The organism is Microcoleus sp. B3-A4 (assembly GCF_036705385.1).
Taxonomy (GTDB): Bacteria; Cyanobacteriota; Cyanobacteriia; order Cyanobacteriales; family Microcoleaceae; genus Microcoleus.
Genome location: NZ_JAUBUI010000027.1, coordinates 1 through 19,347 on the forward strand (window position 1 = coordinate 1; position 19,347 = coordinate 19,347).

13 protein-coding genes and 1 pseudogene are annotated in these 19,347 nt (G+C 45.4%); 5 read left to right on the top strand and 9 right to left on the bottom strand.

The annotated features are described in order from the left end of the window. Positions 1-239: 239 nt before the first annotated feature. Complete coding sequence (locus QUB33_RS13200) at positions 240-1,433, top strand: glycosyltransferase family 2 protein (protein ID WP_333351072.1); 1,194 nt, start codon at positions 240-242, stop codon at positions 1,431-1,433. 97 nt (positions 1,434-1,530) lie between these two features. Here QUB33_RS13200 and QUB33_RS13205 read toward each other — a convergent pair. From QUB33_RS13205 to QUB33_RS13215, 3 genes and pseudogenes are all read right to left on the bottom strand, one after another. Further along, positions 1,531-2,667: pseudogene (locus QUB33_RS13205) on the bottom strand (ISAzo13 family transposase). Positions 2,668-2,866: 199 nt separating this feature from the next. Then, complete coding sequence (locus QUB33_RS13210; RefSeq protein WP_333351074.1) at positions 2,867-5,191, bottom strand: hypothetical protein; 2,325 nt, start codon at positions 5,189-5,191, stop codon at positions 2,867-2,869. A gap of 186 nt (positions 5,192-5,377) precedes the next feature. Continuing rightward, positions 5,378-7,183: a peptidoglycan DD-metalloendopeptidase family protein gene (locus QUB33_RS13215; RefSeq protein ID WP_333351076.1), complete on the bottom strand. Its 1,806-nt coding sequence runs from the start codon at positions 7,181-7,183 to the stop codon at positions 5,378-5,380. Positions 7,184-7,613: 430 nt separating this feature from the next. Between QUB33_RS13215 and pgeF the strand changes: the two genes are divergently transcribed. After that, on the top strand, positions 7,614-8,492 hold the full coding sequence (gene pgeF / locus QUB33_RS13220) for a peptidoglycan editing factor PgeF (protein ID WP_333351078.1): 879 nt from the start codon (positions 7,614-7,616) through the stop codon (positions 8,490-8,492). A 243-nt stretch (positions 8,493-8,735) separates the two neighbouring features. Continuing rightward, complete coding sequence (locus QUB33_RS13225) at positions 8,736-9,347, top strand: CPP1-like family protein (RefSeq protein WP_190663744.1); 612 nt, start codon at positions 8,736-8,738, stop codon at positions 9,345-9,347. A gap of 139 nt (positions 9,348-9,486) precedes the next feature. Here the strand turns inward: QUB33_RS13225 and QUB33_RS13230 are convergent, their stop codons facing one another. Further along, positions 9,487-10,173: an HAD family hydrolase gene (locus QUB33_RS13230; protein WP_333351080.1), complete on the bottom strand. Its 687-nt coding sequence runs from the start codon at positions 10,171-10,173 to the stop codon at positions 9,487-9,489. Between the two features lie 478 nt (positions 10,174-10,651). Between QUB33_RS13230 and QUB33_RS13235 the strand changes: the two genes are divergently transcribed. Together QUB33_RS13235 and QUB33_RS13240 are read left to right on the top strand one after the other, a co-directional pair. Continuing rightward, positions 10,652-12,748: a diguanylate cyclase domain-containing protein gene (locus QUB33_RS13235; protein WP_333351082.1), complete on the top strand. Its 2,097-nt coding sequence runs from the start codon at positions 10,652-10,654 to the stop codon at positions 12,746-12,748. A 30-nt stretch (positions 12,749-12,778) separates the two neighbouring features. Beyond that, positions 12,779-13,312 (top strand): GNAT family N-acetyltransferase, encoded by a 534-nt coding sequence (locus QUB33_RS13240; RefSeq protein ID WP_333351084.1) that lies wholly within the window; start codon positions 12,779-12,781, stop codon positions 13,310-13,312. A gap of 20 nt (positions 13,313-13,332) precedes the next feature. On the opposite strand, the gene hppD is transcribed toward QUB33_RS13240, so the two are convergent. From hppD to pstB, 5 genes are all read right to left on the bottom strand, one after another. After that, positions 13,333-14,394: a 4-hydroxyphenylpyruvate dioxygenase gene (hppD, locus tag QUB33_RS13245; RefSeq protein WP_333351087.1), complete on the bottom strand. Its 1,062-nt coding sequence runs from the start codon at positions 14,392-14,394 to the stop codon at positions 13,333-13,335. A 399-nt stretch (positions 14,395-14,793) separates the two neighbouring features. Continuing rightward, positions 14,794-15,501, bottom strand: coding sequence for an SDR family oxidoreductase (locus QUB33_RS13250; RefSeq protein WP_333351089.1), 708 nt, complete (start codon positions 15,499-15,501; stop codon positions 14,794-14,796). An 83-nt stretch (positions 15,502-15,584) separates the two neighbouring features. Next, complete coding sequence (locus tag QUB33_RS13255) at positions 15,585-16,994, bottom strand: NYN domain-containing protein (protein ID WP_333351091.1); 1,410 nt, start codon at positions 16,992-16,994, stop codon at positions 15,585-15,587. A gap of 42 nt (positions 16,995-17,036) precedes the next feature. Beyond that, positions 17,037-18,323: an APC family permease gene (locus tag QUB33_RS13260; protein WP_333351093.1), complete on the bottom strand. Its 1,287-nt coding sequence runs from the start codon at positions 18,321-18,323 to the stop codon at positions 17,037-17,039. A gap of 155 nt (positions 18,324-18,478) precedes the next feature. Then, entirely contained in the window at positions 18,479-19,330 is an 852-nt protein-coding gene (gene pstB / locus QUB33_RS13265) for a phosphate ABC transporter ATP-binding protein PstB (protein WP_333351095.1), read from the bottom strand. Positions 19,331-19,347: the final 17 nt, after the last annotated feature.

Genomic DNA, 19,347 nt, shown 5'->3' on the forward strand with positions numbered 1-19,347 from the left:
AATGGTTATCAAATGGGAGCGAAAAATCAAAAATAAAGGCAATGCTATTTTATCCGGTTTAGCTGCGTAGCAGCTTATCTCCCATTGACGTTTAACTAAAAATGGGGTAAAATTATTTATTATTAGCAGCTATTGGCTGTCTCTTTCACCAAATGTCTAAGTCCTGACTGCGAGGAGGGTAAGGTAGAGCAGCCAATTGAGAAAGCAACAAAAATTTTGAAAAATATTCTTAAAAGCCAATGCAGCCTGATTCTCAAAAATCCCTCTCTTTGCCTCTCGTCTCAGTCATTATCCCTGCATACAACGCTGAACCCTTTATTGAAGAAACTCTGAAATCTGTTCTCGCTCAAACTTATCCCGCAATTGAAGTTTTAGTAGTCGATGACGGTTCCCGGGATCGAACCGCTGAAATTGTCGAAAAAATCAGCAAAAAAGATTCTCGCGTCCAGCTTTTGAAACAGCAAAATGCTGGAGTCGCTGCTGCTCGAAACTTAGGAATTCAGAAGTCGAGAGGAGAATATATTGCCCCCATTGATGCCGATGATATTTGGTATCCTGAAAACATAGAAAAACAAGTTCAATCTATGTTGGAGGGAGGGGAAGAAGTAGGGGTCGTCTATTCGTGGACAGTGGACTTGGATGAAAAAGGATTGCTAACAGGAGGATTCCGGTCTTATAGAATTGAAGGTGACGTGTACGGGACCCTCATCTGTCACAACTTTATAGGAAACGCGAGTGCTTCTCTGATGCGTCGCAGTTGTTTGGAAAAGGTGGGGGTTTATGACAAGACATTGAAGGAAAGGAATGCTCAAGGCTGTGAAGACTGGGACTTGTACCTGCGGATAGCAGAGATTTATCAATTTCGAGCCCTGCCGGAATTTTCAATTGGCTATCGCAGGATGTATAACACTATGTCTACCAACTATACGACAATGGCGAATTCTCAATCTTTGATGCTGCAAGCTGCCAAGCAACGGCATCCCGAAATTCCCCATTTCCTGCACCGATTATCTACCAGTAATTTTTTGCTGTACTTAGCGCACCAAAGCAGCCACAACGGCCGCGATCGCACCGCGCTCTTTTGGTTATTCCAAGCTTTAAAAACTGAGTGCATCTCACCCTTATTCCGTTCTGGCTTTTACAGAGTATTGGGAAAGAGCCTTTTAAACCTATTATCCCAGCAGTCTAGGAAACATCAAGAGGCTCTAGATGCACCTGTGAGAGTACAAGATAGGCCATCCTCTGATCGGCAATTGATCAGCCGGGAGGTGTTGGTAGAGATCCGGCGCAAAAATATCGAATTAATGGTAACGATAGGGAACATTTTTCACCGCTCAATTTCCCTGCTTGTCAAGCGAAATCGAACAAATATTGACACGAACCTTCAAGTGAAGATTAGCGCCACGCCACGGACAAAAGCAGAGTTGTCTTAGGAATGAAAAATTAATAACTTGATTAATTCGTGAGTTGAGGTACCGCTCGATAATTCCATTTGGGTAAATATTCATCAAAAAGAATTTTCAGATTTTTTTAAAAATCATCAGTCACCTTTCGACCAATTTCATAGATTTTATCTACCACATTTACAACTACAGATAGACCCTTGTTAGTGTGAGTTTTTTCCATGAGATTTTTGACAAAATTTAGAGTTGTAAAAATCACTCCTTGACAGGCTCTGGTTATATGAGGGAAGAGTCGATGTTCAATGGGATTGTATTTAGATGTATACGGAGGGTAATGAGCTATTCTGCTCTCAATTCCAATTTCATCTACTAACTTTTGTAAATCTTGCTTAAAGATATAATGATTAGCATTATTGCTACCGCCACCATCACACTTAGCTAGAATCGAATTGGCATGAGGATAGGCGGCTTTTCCATAATTATTCCACCAGTGTTTGATGGATTCACAAGCAAATTTACTGGTATCTTTACTGTTACCTAATGTTACATATCCTCGATTATTTTGGCAATCGTAAATTCCATGTGGAATCACTTTCCCACAACCTAAACTCCAAAAATTATGGTCTAAAGTAATGACAGGTTCGGTTGTATAAAGAGTACCGGGACGATACAAATTCCCTAAAACTTCTTTCTTTTTGGTATCAAAACTAATAATGGGATTACCGGCTTTTCTATACTGTGTGTCGAGCATAGCAATATTTTCAAATTAAGAATTACGATTTTTATTAGTGGCTATCGTTTGCTTTTTTTGTGCTTTTCGCTTGACATATCCATGCTTTTTTAAGAGTTTACTTATTAGAGGAAGACTGACAATAAATCCGGCAGACCTCAGTCCCAAAGCTATTTCTTTATGCGTCAAATTAGTCCATTTAATTAACTCCTTCATTGGGTCTCCAGCAGTCTGAAATTTTAAGACTTCTAAAAAGGCTTCATCAATGCCTATGTGAGTAGAGAAAATACTTTTTCTGCCTCCTCCTTTTTTTCTGATTCTTAAATTATCGATAGTCGTTTCATCCATGTTTTCTAAATCTTCAATTCCCTGAACAATAGTATTTCGACTGCATCCGAAAACTTGCATTATATAGCTAATTCCACCCCATCCCAATTTTTGGGCTTCTATCGCTGCATACCTTCTTTTATCCTTTTCTGATAAAGAGTTATAAAGTTTCTTCATTTCTGACTCAAGTGAACTAGAATAAAACATAGATTTCAAGGTAAGGTAGGGTGGTAAAATAGAAAAATAAGAAAGCAAGTTTCTCTCACTTTTGGTGAAAATTGCGAGCGAGGGCTGTTTTTCATTATAGCCGAAAATACATCAAGTTATTTATTTTTTATTCCTAAAAAAAAAGGAATTAAGGCTATTAAAACGTAACTACTCACCGCCACTGCTTTGCTGTGAGTAGTTACCAATTTTTCAAGCGATACAACACCGGCTCAGTATTAATATCTTTTCCGAAAACTGGTTGCAGCGGGCCCTCGGCACTTGTCAGCCAAGATAGAGCTTTTCTGGTAGCTGCGTCTGTCCCAATCAGGGGTCCGAATCCTACAGTCCTAATTTTATTTTGCCGCAGGTTGTCAATCCATCCAGAAAGTCGATCGGCTCTAAACGGCACATATAAAACTTGTCTGTTCAAATTTCTCCCGTAAAACAGGTAGTTGCGGGGACTTAAAAAGAAGCCTATTCTTTCATCTGGTACTGTATTTTTATCAATATACTCGTAAATGCCGCTATACAGTTCTGTGCGAGCCATATCTCGCTTTTCCCTCGCCACCCAACTAGCACTTACCATCAATGCTATACAGATACAAATTATCATTATGTAACTCGACTTTTTTAGGCTGGTTAGTAAATTTCTTAACCTGATTAAACTAGGATGGTTCTTAAATATAATCCAACCCAGCAGCAATCCAATATAAACTAACGAATATATTGCTAAATATCTAAAACTGGGGCCTAATATTTTGCTCAGAATATTGATAGCTTCCCCGAAATTAGATTTAAACGTGTCAATCAATCCGCTGCCCCAAACAATACTCTTTCCGGTAAAAGAAGAATTTTTAACAAGGTCAAAAATTGTGCTGCTAATAATGCCCGAAATACTGCTAACTAAAACAACCGCGACAACAACTTGATTTCGAGTTTTGAGCTGAGTTGCTGTAGCTGCCGCTGCTATGCCCAGCAAGCTTAAAAAGGGAAAGCCGTATCTGAGATTAAAACCGAGTAAAGGGCTGAGTTGACCGATCGACTCTCCCGCTGTACCCGACGTGTAAGGTGTAATTAGATACAAAATTCCTGTGCTGGCGAGAAGTATCATTAAAATGATATTATTTTGATTAATTGTTCTGGTTTTACCTTTGCTCAAAGCCAGAGGCGCTGCCAATACCTGAAGTGCGATCGCCATAAATGGCAGTTGCAACCTAATGATGATTTGCAAGCCGAGAGTTTGCCAGTGGGAAATATTGCTGGGATTAAATTGAGCTACTAAAGTGCTTTGCCAAGCATTGAAAGACGGCCAAGCGGGCGGCGCAGGTAGGATAGGTGTGAGCTGCTGTAGGGGAGGTGTTGGCGCACGTAGGGGAGACGGTAAGGGAACAGGGTGTAAGGGAACTTTAATATCGCTGGCATTGGCGACAGGATAATTGATGTGCAGCAAGTTTCTCGCATACCAAAAACATCCTAAAAATAAGCAACAAGCTATGCCACATAGCAAGACTGGTTTGATAAAGTGGCGACTTATAAAATTAGCTGGTGTGGAATTTTTATTAAGGACGAATCTTTTAATTTCTACTATTGCTAATCCTCCTAAAAGTGATGCTGCATAGACTATACCGGTGATTTTAATTCCGGCTAGCATTCCCGCAGCGGCTAAAAATAGGGATAGTTCGGATTGCGAGCGGCTGCTATGATAGGATAAACCTAGATACAAACCCACTGTAAATATTGCAGCTAGGGGTAAGTCTGGATGAATGGTATTAACTTGGTTAATCATCATCGGTACTGTCAATACTAAAGATGCTGCTGCCATACCGTGAATTCGGGTGGCTCCAAATTTTACGCTTAAAAGATAAACGGCAATGCCCTCAAGTACCCACGCAATTAGCAGGGGAAAAGCTGTGAGAAAATCTTCTCGGAAGGGGAGCAAACACAAAGCAGACAAAACGTGCCAATTGTAGGGATATACTCGTGCTTGCTCGTGATCGAAAATCCAATTTCCGGCGGCATCTAATAATGTAAATGAATGGGTTTGATACCATCGGGCGATCACAGGCAGGTGAAACCACAATGAGTCATAATTGGTTGTGGGTTTTGTTGCTAGTGTTTCCCACATCACAAATCCTGCAAAAGCGGCGGCACCAATAATTAGATATTCGGATTGGCCCAGAGGTTGCTTGATTTGGGGAATCTGCCACTGCGAGAAGGTAAAAGCTCTGTGGTTTTTGGCATAAATGACGATTAAGCCGATCGCACCAATCAGAATTTCTACTATAATGACCGCAGAAATATTTAGTTTATCGGCACTTCCTAAAATCAAGCCGATACAAACTTGTGCAATGCTCCATCCCGTCAGGAGTACGAGGAGAAAATGGGGAAATGAATAGTTCTTGTTTTCGTTCTGATTCTCGAAGGCCAGAGACAAGCTTAAGGGAATCGGGCAGAATACAATAATCAGAAATAAAATTAATTCCCACAAATGCTGCGCTATTAGCATAAGCTGCAAGTTACCCATTTTTATTGGTTTTTCGTCGTTCCCAGGCTTTTTCTGGTAAATAGAAATCCATCGGAGCTGATATCAACACATTTTACACCATGGTCAGCAACAGGCTAGGAGGGGCGATTCTACAAAACATAAATTTTCTTGTGGGGGGGGCGAATAGCCCGCCCTAAAAAAATTAATCTATCCAAGCCACCATTTTTACCTGCTAGCTTGCTTCTGAGTTTTGGGTTTGACTGCTTCGGGATCTTTTGGCTTATAAATGTCAGCTTTTAATAGTTCCGGGAATGGCGGCTGGAGGTTGTGAACTTCGATGTCCATTCCCAGCGGCAGAGGTGGAAGCTGGGGCAGATCGTTTTCCAAATCCTTGAGTCCGCTAGCGGTTTGTATTTCCACCATTTTCGGCATTTGCGGTACTTTGGCGGTTTCCAAACTGCCGATCATTTTTGCCAGAGCGAATTCTAGCTGAGAGCCCGGGTCGATCGCCACCCAACCCTGGTCAGTCATTTGCCGAACCTCGAAGTGGAGGTGAGGCCCTGTAGACATTCCCGTACTGCCGACGCGGCCGATAGTCTCTCCCTGTTTCACCCACTCTCCCGGTTTCACAAACAGTTCCGAAAGGTGGGCGTAGAGAGTTTCCTGAGACTTTTTGCTGTGGTTGAGAACCACCGTCAAACCGTAGCCGCCCAACCAATCGGCGATCGCCACTTGACCCGCATAGGCTGCCAGTACGGGCGTTCCCATCGGGGCCCCCAAGTCAGTTCCGGTGTGAAACCTGCCGTAGCCCATAACCGGATGAGTTCGCCACCCAAAGGGCGAAGTAATTGCCGAAGCAATAGATAGCGGAAACAGCAAGCTGGTGTTGCCATTTCCGGGCAGGCCTGCGGGACGCGGCGTGAGATTGTAGTAAGCAAAACCGGTATTGCTGCCGCTGCTGACACTAATGGCACCGACTTGAACCGGCCCGAGTCCCATGCTGGGCGCTGGAGCGCCGCCGCCGTAAGATGCAGATCCCGCATAATACCCAGCGTCTGCCGAGTATCCTGCGTCTGCCGAGTATCCTGCGTTTGCCGAGTATCCTGCGTTTGCCGAGTATCCAGTGTCTGCTGAGTATCCTGCGTCTGCCGAGTAGCCGATGTTTGCTGGGTAGCGCGGGGGTGCGTAGGCAGATTCCGGCGGATTTGAACCCCCCCAAACCTGGCTGCCTATTTGTTGAACGGCTTGACCGAGTTTACTCACAGGATTCCCGCTACTATTTCCGGCTACAGTTTCCCGAACATTGTCTGGAATGCTTTCTGGCAGATTTCGAGGAGGAGGAGCTGCAATATAACCGTCGTCTGCGATCGGAGGTTCCTGTCTGTAGTTGGGTTCTCCTGAATCTGCCGTCACCGGCTCGGAAATAGGAGGAGGCGCGCACAAACCGTCACCTCCTTCGCAGCCGGTCGATCTTTCTGCAAACTCTATACTTGTTGGCGCTTCGTACTCTTGGTACTCGCTGGTAGCGCCAACGCTGTAGTCTGTTTGGTCGATTTCAGCGTGGGCTGGGTTAACTGGCGCTTCAAAAGGCGGCTCTTGGGCCGTCGCTTCTGGCAGGGGAATCAGCGCGGGTTCCGGCAGATAATATTCGGTGGGAGGTGGTTCGCTGGCGTACTCAGGCTCTGAGGGCGGTGCGGCATCGAAAGGCTCGGACGGCGGGACTTCTGCCTGCGGTTCAGAGTATGGTTCTGGCGACCCTTGGCTGTATTCGGGTTCCGGGGGCGGGAGAGGAGCTTCAAATAATGGCTGGAGGTCTGCTGCGCCGGGGACGGCTTGTTCTGCTGGCGGAGTTTCCGCTTGGGCCCAAACTAAGCCTTTGCTTAGCAGTCCCAGACTGGCAAGGCAACCCAGTCCCACCAGCAGTGAGCGATCGGACAAAAGGCGCGATCGAGTCCGGGTGCCTGTAGGGTTCTTTTTTTGCTGTTTGGTGTTCAAAGGGGCTGTTATTTGCTTGTCTGGAACTGGTTTCACGATTTTTTTTCCCAACTCAACAGGGGGCACAAGGATCTCGAAGTCAGGATCGAATGTATGGCAATCCTTGTCTTTATATACAGACCTAACTGATTTTACCGGGCTTGAGGCAATTTTTTTTGCACATAGAACAAGCTCGAATGCCTTGCACATTCAGTCGCGATCGATATCCGGTTTTTTTGATCCCGATGGCACTTGCCTAGAAGTCTGTGACGGCCACACTGATGATAGCGCTTTGGCGTTCCTCTATGTTAATTAGTTGCCTATATTTCTCGGGTTATGCAAAATTTCGGCGCAGTCGGTCGTCCTAAAACCGCCGACTGATCGGGATTTTTTCCTGAAACCTGGCGCTGCCTTTAAACTTCGCGGACAAAATTTTTGATTGTTTAGAATACAAGCTAAATGATGCGCTTGGGTAAGGATAGGTTTCATGACTGTAGCTGGCGATCGCTTGACAAATTTTCCTGACTCTGAGTGCCTCGGACAGCCTGACGGTATCAGTTGGGACTGGCAGAGTTCAGAAGGCTTGCCCTATCTGACTTGCAGCTTGCTTTCTCGCTGGTCTCACGGCTTTTTTACTCGCGATTTCTCGCCCCGGGGGCCGATCGATCTGACGGAAGTTCTCGAACCAGGAGCTAAGGTTTACCGACTCCAACAGGTACACGGCAATGCGGTACTCAAAACGAGTGAGTTGTCCCCGGTTGTGGCTCCGGGCCAGGAAACCGCTGCCTCAAGCTATGCTGAGGCTGATGGCTTGGTAGCCGAGCGAGAATTGGAGGCGCTGTGGGTTTGCTCGGCTGACTGCGTGCCGGTGCTGATTGCTGACGATCGCACGGGACTCGTTGCTGCAGTTCACGCGGGTTGGCGCGGGACTGCTGCTAAGATATTACCAGAGGCGATCGCTCAACTTGTGGCACAAGGCAGTCAACTAGAAAATCTGAAGATTGCTATGGGGCCGGCGATCGCTGGAGAGGTTTACCAGGTATCTGTGGAGGTAGCAGCGGAACTGGGAGCCACCATTGCTCCTAAGAGTGGCGTTAGTGCGACAGCCGACGGCATTCTAGAGTTTTTGCACCAACTGCCGGAAACGCCTGTCTTAGCCGATCCAGAACAGGGAAAAGTACGCTTGGATGTTCGCCTCTGCAATGCTCTGCAATTGCAGCAGTTGGGAATCGATGTTTCTCAAGTGGCGATCGCTCCTTTCTGTACTTATTCTGACTCGGCTCGCTTTTTTTCCTACCGCCGCGATCGACTTAAAAAAGTCCAGTGGTCGGGAATTGTGAGTGCCTGCGGGACAAGTCCCTTCTGATGGCATTTGGCAGAAGGTAAAATTTTAGACGGCCAAGATAAAAATAAAAATCTTTGGATTCATTATTTTTTATTTACGAATGCCAAATGCCTTCTAGTTTCTATTTTCGTAAGGTTTGCTGGTTCCTGTTTTAAAGCACCAAAAACTAGCAGCAAAACTTTTGGGAAAGCGGCAGAGATCCCGCCCCGCTTTCCTCTCTTGTTAAGATTGCTCTATAACGAGAGTCTTCAGCGGGTTATTACCATGAGTGAGCCAACTCCCTATCAACTGCTTGAAGTCGATGAAGATGCTTCCTTTGATGAAGTGCAAGAGGCCCGCACGCGCCTAGCTGAGCAGTACAGCGGTGACAAGAAACGTTTGGAATTGCTCGAAGCCGCTTACGACGCGATCCTCATGGATCGCCTGCGGCAACGACAGGAAGGTAAAATTAAAGTGCCCGAACGCATCCGCTTTCCCGAACGGCTGACTCCCCCACCCCCAAGCTTTACTCCGTCTCCTCCTAGTGGCAGCCCAGCTTGGTTGCAGCGGCTAATCGATACTCCTAGTCGATCGGACATTTTGTGGCCGGCTGGGGTGTATGTGGGGTTAGGCGGACTGAGTATTTATCCGGCAGCTAATGATGGTTTACTACAGTTGACTCTGGCTCTTGGGGTCGGCTCTTGTCTTTATTTTGTTAATCGCAAGGAACAAAAATTTGGTCGGGCTGTGCTGCTGACTGTGGCTGGCTTGGTTATAGGCTTGTTGCTGGGAGGCTTTTTGGGTTCTTTGGTCAGTCCGGCATTTATAACAACAGAGAAATTTATCGCTTTGTTTACGTTTTTAATTCTGTGGCTGGTCAGCGGTTTTCTGCGATAGTCAGCAGTCATTAGTCAGCAGTTATTAGTCAGCAGTTATTAGTCAGCAGCCAACCACTAATAACTGTGGAATCAAGACCTCCGACAAATAACCTCAGCTAACAATTAATAACTAATGACTAATGACTAATAACTAATGACTAATTTTTGCGACCTAAAATAATCTCAACTGCTTCGCTCAAATTGTTGGCAATTAAATCCGGTTGGTGCATTTCTAGTTGGGTGCGATCGCGAATTCCGCACAAAACACCAATTACCTTGACATCGTGCGTTTTTGCTGCTATAATGTCCGCCTCCGTATCGCCAACCATCCAAGTGTCAGAAGCTGGCGGCAGTTCCGCGAGAGCTCTTGCCATCAACAGCGGCTTATCTTTGACATCCCCGGTTTTAACGTAATCGTTGGGGAGGCAATAGCGGCGGCTTTCTGGGAAAAATTGCCCTAAATTGCAGCGGTTGAAGGCTTCATCTAGTTCCCTAACGCGGCGCATGGTCATCACCGCTAAGTCTACTCCAGCGCGCTGCACCTTTTCGAGGGTTTCCACGGCGCTGGCGAGTGGTCGATCGTAAACCATGTAGGGTAGGGTGTGGACGGTTTGACGGCGTTTCTGAGCAAAATCGCGGGCTTGATCTGCATCTAATCCTGAGAGGATGCCAATTTCGGTTTCGGGAACCCGCGCGCGCTTCATGTCCCAAAACTCGGCTTTGGGGAGTTCGCGCACTGGTTGATCCGAACGCTTAGTCTCGGCGAGACAATACTGGTAAACTCGGTAGTAGCGATCGGACACGTCCATGATCGGGCCGTCAAAGTCGGTAATAAGTCTCAGCATTTAGCAGAGTATTTTTAAGCTTTTATACAAATCCTTCGATACTATATCACTTAAAGGTAACACTTTCTTTACAAAAATTGACACAAATACCCAGGGGAGGTAAGGTCTATAGGAATGGTGCTAATTAAAGCAAACATTTGAATTAAACTGTGCTGTTCCTCAACTTTAGCGGTTGTAAGCCATATCGGGGAATTTAAAATTAAAATGTGCCGCACAAATAGTGTAAACCGCTACATATTCTTCATAAATCTCAACCTCAACAGAGGATGATTTTGACTGCGCTTTCTCACAAAAAGTGGGTCAAATTAATATTTGACCCCATTTTTAAAATAAGCAAAAAACTGCTTGGAGAATCCAAAGTGTACTGTTTGCATAAATTTGCCACCGATAACAGGTGATGACCTCTGCCAGTATAAAAATTCCCATGATAAATCGCAGCCAAACAACAACTAACTTTACCGGCTAACCTTTGAGAGAGATGCTCTACAATAACGAGATGCTTCCCACATTAACTGTAGAGAGCAGCCCCAGAAGTATTAATATTCTTCTTTATAAGCTGTTATCCTTACGCAGGATTGAATACCTCACAGTCGATCGGGAACTTAAGATTAAAGAAATATCTTTGAAAGTGCAAGATTTTGCCTACATTCATGAGGAAGTAGGCGAAGGAAAAGACGTGCGCGATAGTTTTCCCGAACTGATTGGAATTGAAGGAATTCTTGAAGATATTATTGAAGAACGACAGCAAGATTGTCAGTTAAAATCAATTAGCCGAGTTCTCAAAGACGGCTCTTATTTGTATCTAAACTTGTATATTTTTGGTTATAAGGGACAAGCGAATGCTGACAGATTGATTATTTTATGTGAAGATGTGACAGATAGCATTGGCTCTCAGCCAACCACGGTTCAGGCTGCCAACCAAACAAGTATTAAAGGCGATAACTTAGCTGCGGCTGGCGATTATATTGACAAAATTATTAATTCCCTAGGGGATGTTTTGTTCGTAACAGGAACATCGGGGCAAATTAAAAAAGTGAATCAAGCTGCACAGCAATTGTTTGGATATACCGAATCGGAATTAATCGGTCAATCGATATCCCTGATTACGGCTGAGGAGGAACTGTTACGCAAAGTCAGCCAGCTACCTCCTGCACTTAAAAGCCAATATTGGCCTCAAGTAAAAGTAGCTTGCCAAACGAAAATAGGTTTAAAGCTGATTGTTGCGTTTTCATGCTCTACTTTCGAGACAAGCACAGGAAGCCCGGATGCAGATAGCAAGGTTATACAAGATTTTGTTTATATCGGCAAAGACATTACCAAGCAACAACGCATAAAAAAGTGTCAAGAAGCACAGTATGCTGTTACTCATATCCTGTCAGAATCAAGTTCTCTAGATAGCGCAACTCCGAAAATTTTGCAAGCTATTTGCCAAAGTTTTGGGTGGGATTTTGGCGAACTTTGGACGCCTGCAGAGGTTGAGAAAGAAACTAGATGGGGTGAGGAAATAAAATCTGAAACAGATCCGCTTTGGTGCCTGCCGCTTTGCTGTCCGATCGAGGCAGCTCCTTGTTGGCGGCGGGTCGCAGTTTGGCAGGCAGCGGAGGAAGTTAGGGAGTTTGCCGAAAACGATCAGCAGATTACTTTGGCTGCGGGTGAGGGTTTGCCGGGAGCGGTTTCCAGAAACGGTTCTACGCAGTGGATTACCGATCTTGTGGGCGATCGCAATTTCGTGCGATCGCGCTTGGCCGAGGAAGCGGGACTGCGATCGGGATTCGGTTTCCCCATTCACGCTAGGAGCCAAGTTGTAGGAGTAATGACTTTTTTTTGCCGGGAAGAACTGCCACCGGATCAAGATTTACTTCAGATTATAGCTGTGGTAAGTTCTCAATTAGGAGAATTTGTCAAGCGCAAATACGCAGAGAAAGAACTGCAAGAAGCTGAAGCTTCAATCCGATTTTTGTACGAACAAGAAAAACGCCAAAGTGAAGAATTAGCTCGGCAAAATTTAGCTTTAGAACAAGCCAAATTAGAATTACAAGCAGCTAACATGGAATTGCAGCGGCTCGCTTCGGTGGATGGATTGACTCAAATTCCCAACCGCCGCTGTTTTGACAAAAAATTGGAGTTAGAATGGCAGTGGATGGAGCGAGAAAAAGAATCGCTGTCTTTAATTTTGTGCGATATCGATTTTTTCAAACTTTACAACGATCATTACGGGCATCAAGGAGGCGACGAATGTTTAAAACAAGTAGCCCAGATTTTAGCTAGCAACGCTCAGCGGGCAGGAGATTTAGCCGCCCGCTACGGCGGCGAAGAATTTGCGGTAATTTTGTCGCGAACTGATGTGCAAGGAGCAAAGCGGGTAGCTGAAGCAATTCGCAGGGATTTGAAAGCAGCGGCAATTTTTCATGCTGCTTCCAAGGTAAGTAAGTTTATAACTCTCAGTATGGGGATCGCTACCACTGTACCTGCTGCTGGTTTATCGATTGAGGAGTTAATTGGACAGGCCGATAGAGCCCTGTATCGAGCTAAACTAGAAGGACGCGATCGTATAGTTGGCATAGACTTGAAATAGAATTTCAAGGGCCGAAAGGAGTATTTTCTGATGATTGTGAGAGAAGCTAAAATCGCTGACGCACCTGCAATCGCACGGGTTAATCTAGATACTTGGCGGACAGCTTACGGAAAAATTGTACCCACAGATTACTTCGCGCAACTGTCCTATGAAAAAGCAGAAAGCCGTTGGCAAGAAATCCTGGCAAACGTCAAGAATACTGGGGTTTTTGTCTGCGTTGCTGAGAATGAATCGGGAGAAATTGTGGGTTTTGCTGCGGGTGGTCCCGAACGCACAGGCAAAGATGTATATAAAGGAGAATTATTTGCCATCTATATTTTGCAGGAATATCAGCGTCAAGGAATCGGACGGCAACTCGTAAGAACAGTTGCCACGAAATTGGCAGAGTTAAGTTTGAACTCAATGCTAGTTTGGGTACTAGGAGACAATTCAGCTTATAGGTTTTATGAATTCTTAGGAGGTGAAAAAGTAGACGAACAGCAAACAAGTAGAGCAGGAGTTGCACTCAAAGAAATTGCCTACGGTTGGAAAGATATCGCAGTGCTGATTAACACGCCTGTATGACCTAAAAAGTGGAATTTTTGTCAATCATCTATCAAACTTCCCCTCTTCATTTGTTCCCGTTCAATTGCCTCAAACAAAGCTCGAAAATTCCCCGCCCCAAAACCTCCAGCTTGCACCTGTTTGCCGTTAACTAAACTAACTCGGCGCTCAATAATCTCGAAAAAGAAAGTCGGTTCTGCAAAAATGGGCTGGGTAAAGATTTGCAGCAGCATCGCTGCGGGAGTATCTTCTTGCCAATCTGCCAAAACTTGACAAGCTGTAATTGCTTGCCAATCTGCAGGCAAATAGTTTTGCCGCTGCTGCAATTCGGAATAGTATGTTGGAGGAACCGGCAGAAAAGGCAAACCGCACGATCGCAAATCGGCAACAACACCCACAATATTATTAGTTTGCAAAGCCATGTGCTGAATTCCCGGCCCCCGATTTGCGCTCAAAAACTCTTGAATTTGAGAATTAGCTGATGCCGGTTCATTAATCGGGAATTGCACCCCACCTTCAGCGTGCACCATAACTTGGCTCCGCAAAGCCGATTTCTCAGTCTGAATATCAAAATTTTGCTGCGGTTGAAAACCTAATATTTTTTGATACCAACTCACCGCACCTGACAAATCGCCAGATTCAACATTTAACACTACGTGGTCAATCCGGGTAAACAACGGCCGCTTATCCGAACCCGATAGCAGTGAATGGCTGCCAATTCGCTCCACGAGCGTATGGCTTAAATCTCCCCAGCCCGAAATTTTTGCCCGCTTAAAGTAGCCTCCTGCGTTTAGGTCTTCTTGAATCGGTTCCAGGATTTTAGCGCCTTCAGCAGCCGCTCTAGCTACCGCTAAATCAATGTCTTTTACCCGAAAACCCACATCGGCAATCCCTGGAGGATGAAACTTCAACCAACTAGCAGCGGGACTAGCGGGTGTCAGGGGCGAAGATAAAACAAAACATACATTGCCACTGCTGACAACTTCAGTGTGAGTGTGGCTGTTGGCATAACCTGCTATTGATTGAAAGCCTAACTGGCTGACAAACCAGTCGCGGGATACTTTAGCGTTTTCAACGTAAAATTGAATGCGATCGAACTCCATAATCAATAATTGAAAATGGAAACTGACAAATGGAAAATCTGCTGATTTTCAAGGCGAAATTGCAAGGGAGGAATTGAGTAATGGATATTTTTCATAGTTTTTATTGCGCGCCCACTTAATAATAACCTAAAGATTGAATATCCTAGCTCCCTCTGAAGGTAGAAATAAGTCGGCCCTTAAAAGAAACCCGGTGTGTGCGATAACTTAGGTTTGACCGCTAGGCCTCACCAATAGGACTAAGGAAAAAAAATGGTTTGATATGCTATTTACAGGGGTAAGGTGCGCGAGCCCATGCACCTACATAATTAACGGCTGTACAAGTTCTCAAACCTAAAAATATCATAATTTTTCTTGCCTTCAGCTTCCGCTGCGTTCGGCATTCAAATCACTCCTCAATAGCTAAAAGAACAAATGACTTTCCGGCTGAATATTAATCTCCATCGGCACAGCTTGCGGGTCAGCCGAAAGAGCAAACATAATCGCATTGGCGGCAGTGTCGGTAGTCAGCATTTTTGACCTGTCTACCTTCAAACTCACATTATCCCAAAACGGAGAATCCACCCCGCCAAAATAGAATAGCGTAAACTTAATACCGTAGCGCCGCAGTTCATCTGCCATGCACTTGCTGAAACCAACTACCCCAAACTTTGAAGCGCAATAAGCCGTTCCCATCGCCATCGAATGCTTGCCCAAAATCCCGATGACATTGCAAATGTGGCCGGATTTGCGCTCTTTCATCACATTCGCCGCAGCTTGAGACGTGTAAAAACTGCCTTTCAAGTTCAAGTCAAGCATTGCATCTAAATCAGCGGGTTCTAACTTGTTCCACTGCTTGAGAATTCCGGCACCGGCGGCGTTTACGAGGGCATCAATTTGTCCGAAATGCGCCGCAGCTTTGTGCATCAGCGTCTCGACTTGGGACAAATCGGTGATATCTGTGGGCACGCACAGTACCTCTGTTGCCGGAAGTTCGCTAGCTAAAGCGTCTAATTTACTGCTGTCTCTGGCGGCGAGCACTAGCCTCGCACCCGCATCAGCGAGTTTGCGGGCCACCGCTGAACCGATGCCGCCAGTTGCACCCACCACAACCACAACTTTGTCCTGCATATCCCTTTACATTTCTTTACGTCCAGATTGTATGATAACTCAAGTTGCTAGTAATGGGGATGCTTATATATTTTTAATTTTAATTAATTGAGGGAAACTTGCCAGCCTTTTTCGGCTTTTTTTAGCTGGAGAGAAGCGCAGGATTGCAAAAATTTCGTAAACTTTCTACCCAGATTAAAATCTTTAATTATTTGGGTAATTTGTTTGCCGTATTGTCGGTGAAATTCACTGCCTACATTGGAGAGAAATACAGAATTTTCAGGAGAGTTGCCAGTTAAGTCGCCAACGATTTTGACAAGAGCTCTTTCCAAGTCTTCCAGAGAATTAATATCTGTCAACTTCGCAGGTGGTGCCTGGTGGTTATTCAAATTTTCTTGGTTAAGTATTGGCGGTGGGGGCGGCAGTTTGACTTCAAAAAGGGTGACATAAGTTTGAGAAGTTTCTGAGGGTTTGTGGAGGGCAAAATCGGCGGGATATTTAAGAAAGATATCCCTGGTTTTAGTGCCGAGCAAATGATGAGAAACAACTTGATTTAGGACTAAGCCGTAATTTTCCCTAAATAAAGCTGAAACAGTAGAAAGTTTGATCCACTGAGTTGAGGTGCGTTTTTGCTCTTTTTTTATTAATTCTTTTAGCTGAATAACTAATTGCTCTAAGGGTGTAATTTCCGGTGTGGTTACGAGGGAATGGGTTTCCACTTGTCCGGTTTTGCTGTTTAAAACTATGATTTTATCTATTTGTTTGCGGACTTGAAATACGGTTAATCCGTGGGCTTGCAGTGTGTTGCTGAGGTGAGTGAGGGCGCGATCGGACGAACAGACAAAAATCTCTTTGGCTGTGGGATAATGTACGAAAATCGATGCGCCGACTGTAGCCATTTTTAAGTCGGCGCTGTCTTTGCCGGGGGGGACGTGAATTAGTTGATAGCCCCGCTGGTGAAATTCGGCATCTTTTTTGCCCATGCTGCGCCAGTTGGCAAAGGCGACTTTGATTTGGATGGGATAGTGGCAAATTCCCTCTAGGAATTTTTCGGTTTCGATGGTGAGTTGCAAGTTTTCGACATCTAGCAGCAAGATAGCAATCCCGACAGGAAGCGGGGCTGGTTGATTGGCTGTTGGAGTTGGAGGTTCTGACGCAACTGAATTTTCTGATTTAGCTGGTGCTGTTTGAGATTGGGCTAGCTGCTGAATTTTGGCAGATAATTTGCTGAATTGAGGTGAATTAACGAATTCTGGAATCAGCAGAATTTGTAGGTATTTTTTCGCAGTCAGCAGCAGGGAATCTGTATCGCTGGCTACGCTGAAACTTTTTGTCAATTTTCCAATCAAAACTGACTGAAAATCAGGTTTGGCCCAGGGGGTTTTCCTATATTTTTCAGTTATCCATTCGGGATGCTGTTCCTGAATGGTAATTAGGGTTTGAGCTATATAGCGACTGATGGCGCTCAATGCGAGAGATTCTTGAGTCGCCACCAAGGGGGTTGGATCGGGCATGACCCTCTACAATGCGGGATGCTGTTTCAATTTATCACACTTCTAGTTTCTCGCCGGGAGTCGGACGATCGCCCGCCAAATTAAACCGGCGACAATTAATGCCAATCCTGTCACCCAAATTTGCCTCTCCACCCAGAAAGCCAGAAACAGACAATTCCCCAAACCAACCCAAGCCAACCACTGCGGATAAAGCCTTTCGGCGGGGGAAAGTTGCAGCGCGGCGAGGTTGGTGATAGCGTAGTAAATCAAAACGCTAAAAGCACTGAAGGACCAAGTGGTTTTGACATCGCCGAGGAGGATTAAAAGTGCGATCGTAACTTCGACAACCACCACAGCCACGTAGGGAGTTGTCCCCGAAGGATTCAGCCGCGCCAAGACTCTCGGCATATCCAAGCGCCGCCCCATCGCCAGCCAGATGCGCGAGAGCCCTAAAATTAAGTTCAGCAAGACTCCCAACATAGCGGTAATTGCGCCGACGCCTAGCAGTTGAGAAACTCCTCGAATTGGGAAACTGCGGGCGATGACTTCCAGAGGTGCAGTCGTGCCGCCTATTTGTAAAGACAATTTATCGGCTCCACCCGCGCCCGCGACAACTACTGCTACCCCGACGTAAAGCAGCATTGTTAGCACCAAAGTGAAAATTATGGCTTTGGGAATGGTTTCCCTCGGTTCCCGCACTTCCTCGCTCATTGTGGTAATGCGGGCGTAACCGCTATAAGCGACAAACATCAGGGCGGTGGCCTGGAAGATGGAACCGATCGAGCTATGATTCTGTAGCCCGGGCATTTCCCACCTTACCTCTGGCAAACCGACAGCAACAAACACCGCTAAAGATAGAAGTGTAACTGAGACTATGGCAGTATTGGCAATATTCGATCGCCTAATTCCCGTCAATACAATTAAAGTGATGGCGGCGAGGGCGACTAAAGCTGTTAGGATCAGGTAAGTGCGATCGGCGACACCAACTGCATTTAAAAAATACCCCGCAAAACCTAAAGCAGCAGTAGCAGCAGAAGCCGTTTTCGCCACCAGAAACATCCAGCCGGCAGTGAAACCCAGCCAAGGATTGAGATATTTGTAGCCATATTCATAAGTACCGCCGCTAACAGGATGATTTGCCGCTAATTGAGCGCTGTTAAGGCCATTGCAAACAGCAACAAAAGCTGCAATACCTACAGCCAAAATCACTCCCGGCCCCGCAACTTCCGCCGCAATGCCGATACTCACAAATACCCCAGTACCCACAATCGAGCCCAGCCCCATCAGAGTAGCGCCGAAAATACCCAACTCTCGCTTCAGCAGTGTTGAAGACATAAATATAGCAGGCATCTTGCCTGCACAAAAATATTTGTCTGTTGTGGAACAGGCATCTTGCCTGTTCTGAAGACATAACTATAGCAGGCAAGATGGCTGCTCCACAAAAATATTTGTCTGTTGTGGAACAGGCATCTTGCCTATTCTGAAAGAGTTTCAAGATGTAAGTATTAACCGAAACGGCCTTGAATGTAATCTCTCGTACTCGAATTGCCCGCAGAAGTAAAAATCTTACTTGTCGGCCCAAATTCAACCATGCGGCCGATGCGACTTTCATCAGTATTAAAAAATGCCGTGTAATCAGAAACACGAGCAGCCTGCTGCATATTGTGCGTTACAATCACAACAGTTAACTGCTGGCGTAGAGTCTGAAATAACTCCTCAATCTTCATCGTTGAAATCGGATCTAGAGCAGAACAAGGTTCATCCATCAGCAAAATTTTCGGCTTTACAGCCAAAGCGCGAGCAATACAAAGTCGCTGCTGCTGTCCCCCCGAAATCCCCTGAGCCGATTTCTTCAAATCGTCTTTGACTTCATTCCAAAGCGCCGCACTTTTGAGTGCAGATTCCACAATCTCATCTAATTCTGCTTTGCTTTTGCGACCAAAAATCCTCACCCCGTAAGCAATATTATCGTAGATGCTCAGCGGAAAAGGATTTGGTCTTTGAAACACCATCCCAATTTGGCGGCGCAAACTATTAATGTTTACTTTTGGGCTGTAAATATCCTGTCCAAAAAACTCTACTCTTCCTTTAATTTGAACCTTTCCCTCCAATTCACCAATCCGGTTGAGAGCTTTGAGAAAGGTAGATTTGCCGCAACCTGAAGGCCCAATAATAGCCGTAATTTGCGGGTGAGGGATATTCATCGATAAATTTTCTAATACTTTGTGAGTTCCGTAATAAAAACTCAAGTCCTGAACCCGCAGTGCTGGCATTGCATTGGGGTCGATTTCCGGGGTGGCATCTTCTAGGAATTGATGTTTAGAGTCTTCGGATTTCAAGTTAGCTTTAGGTTTCATTATTTGCCGGGTTATAT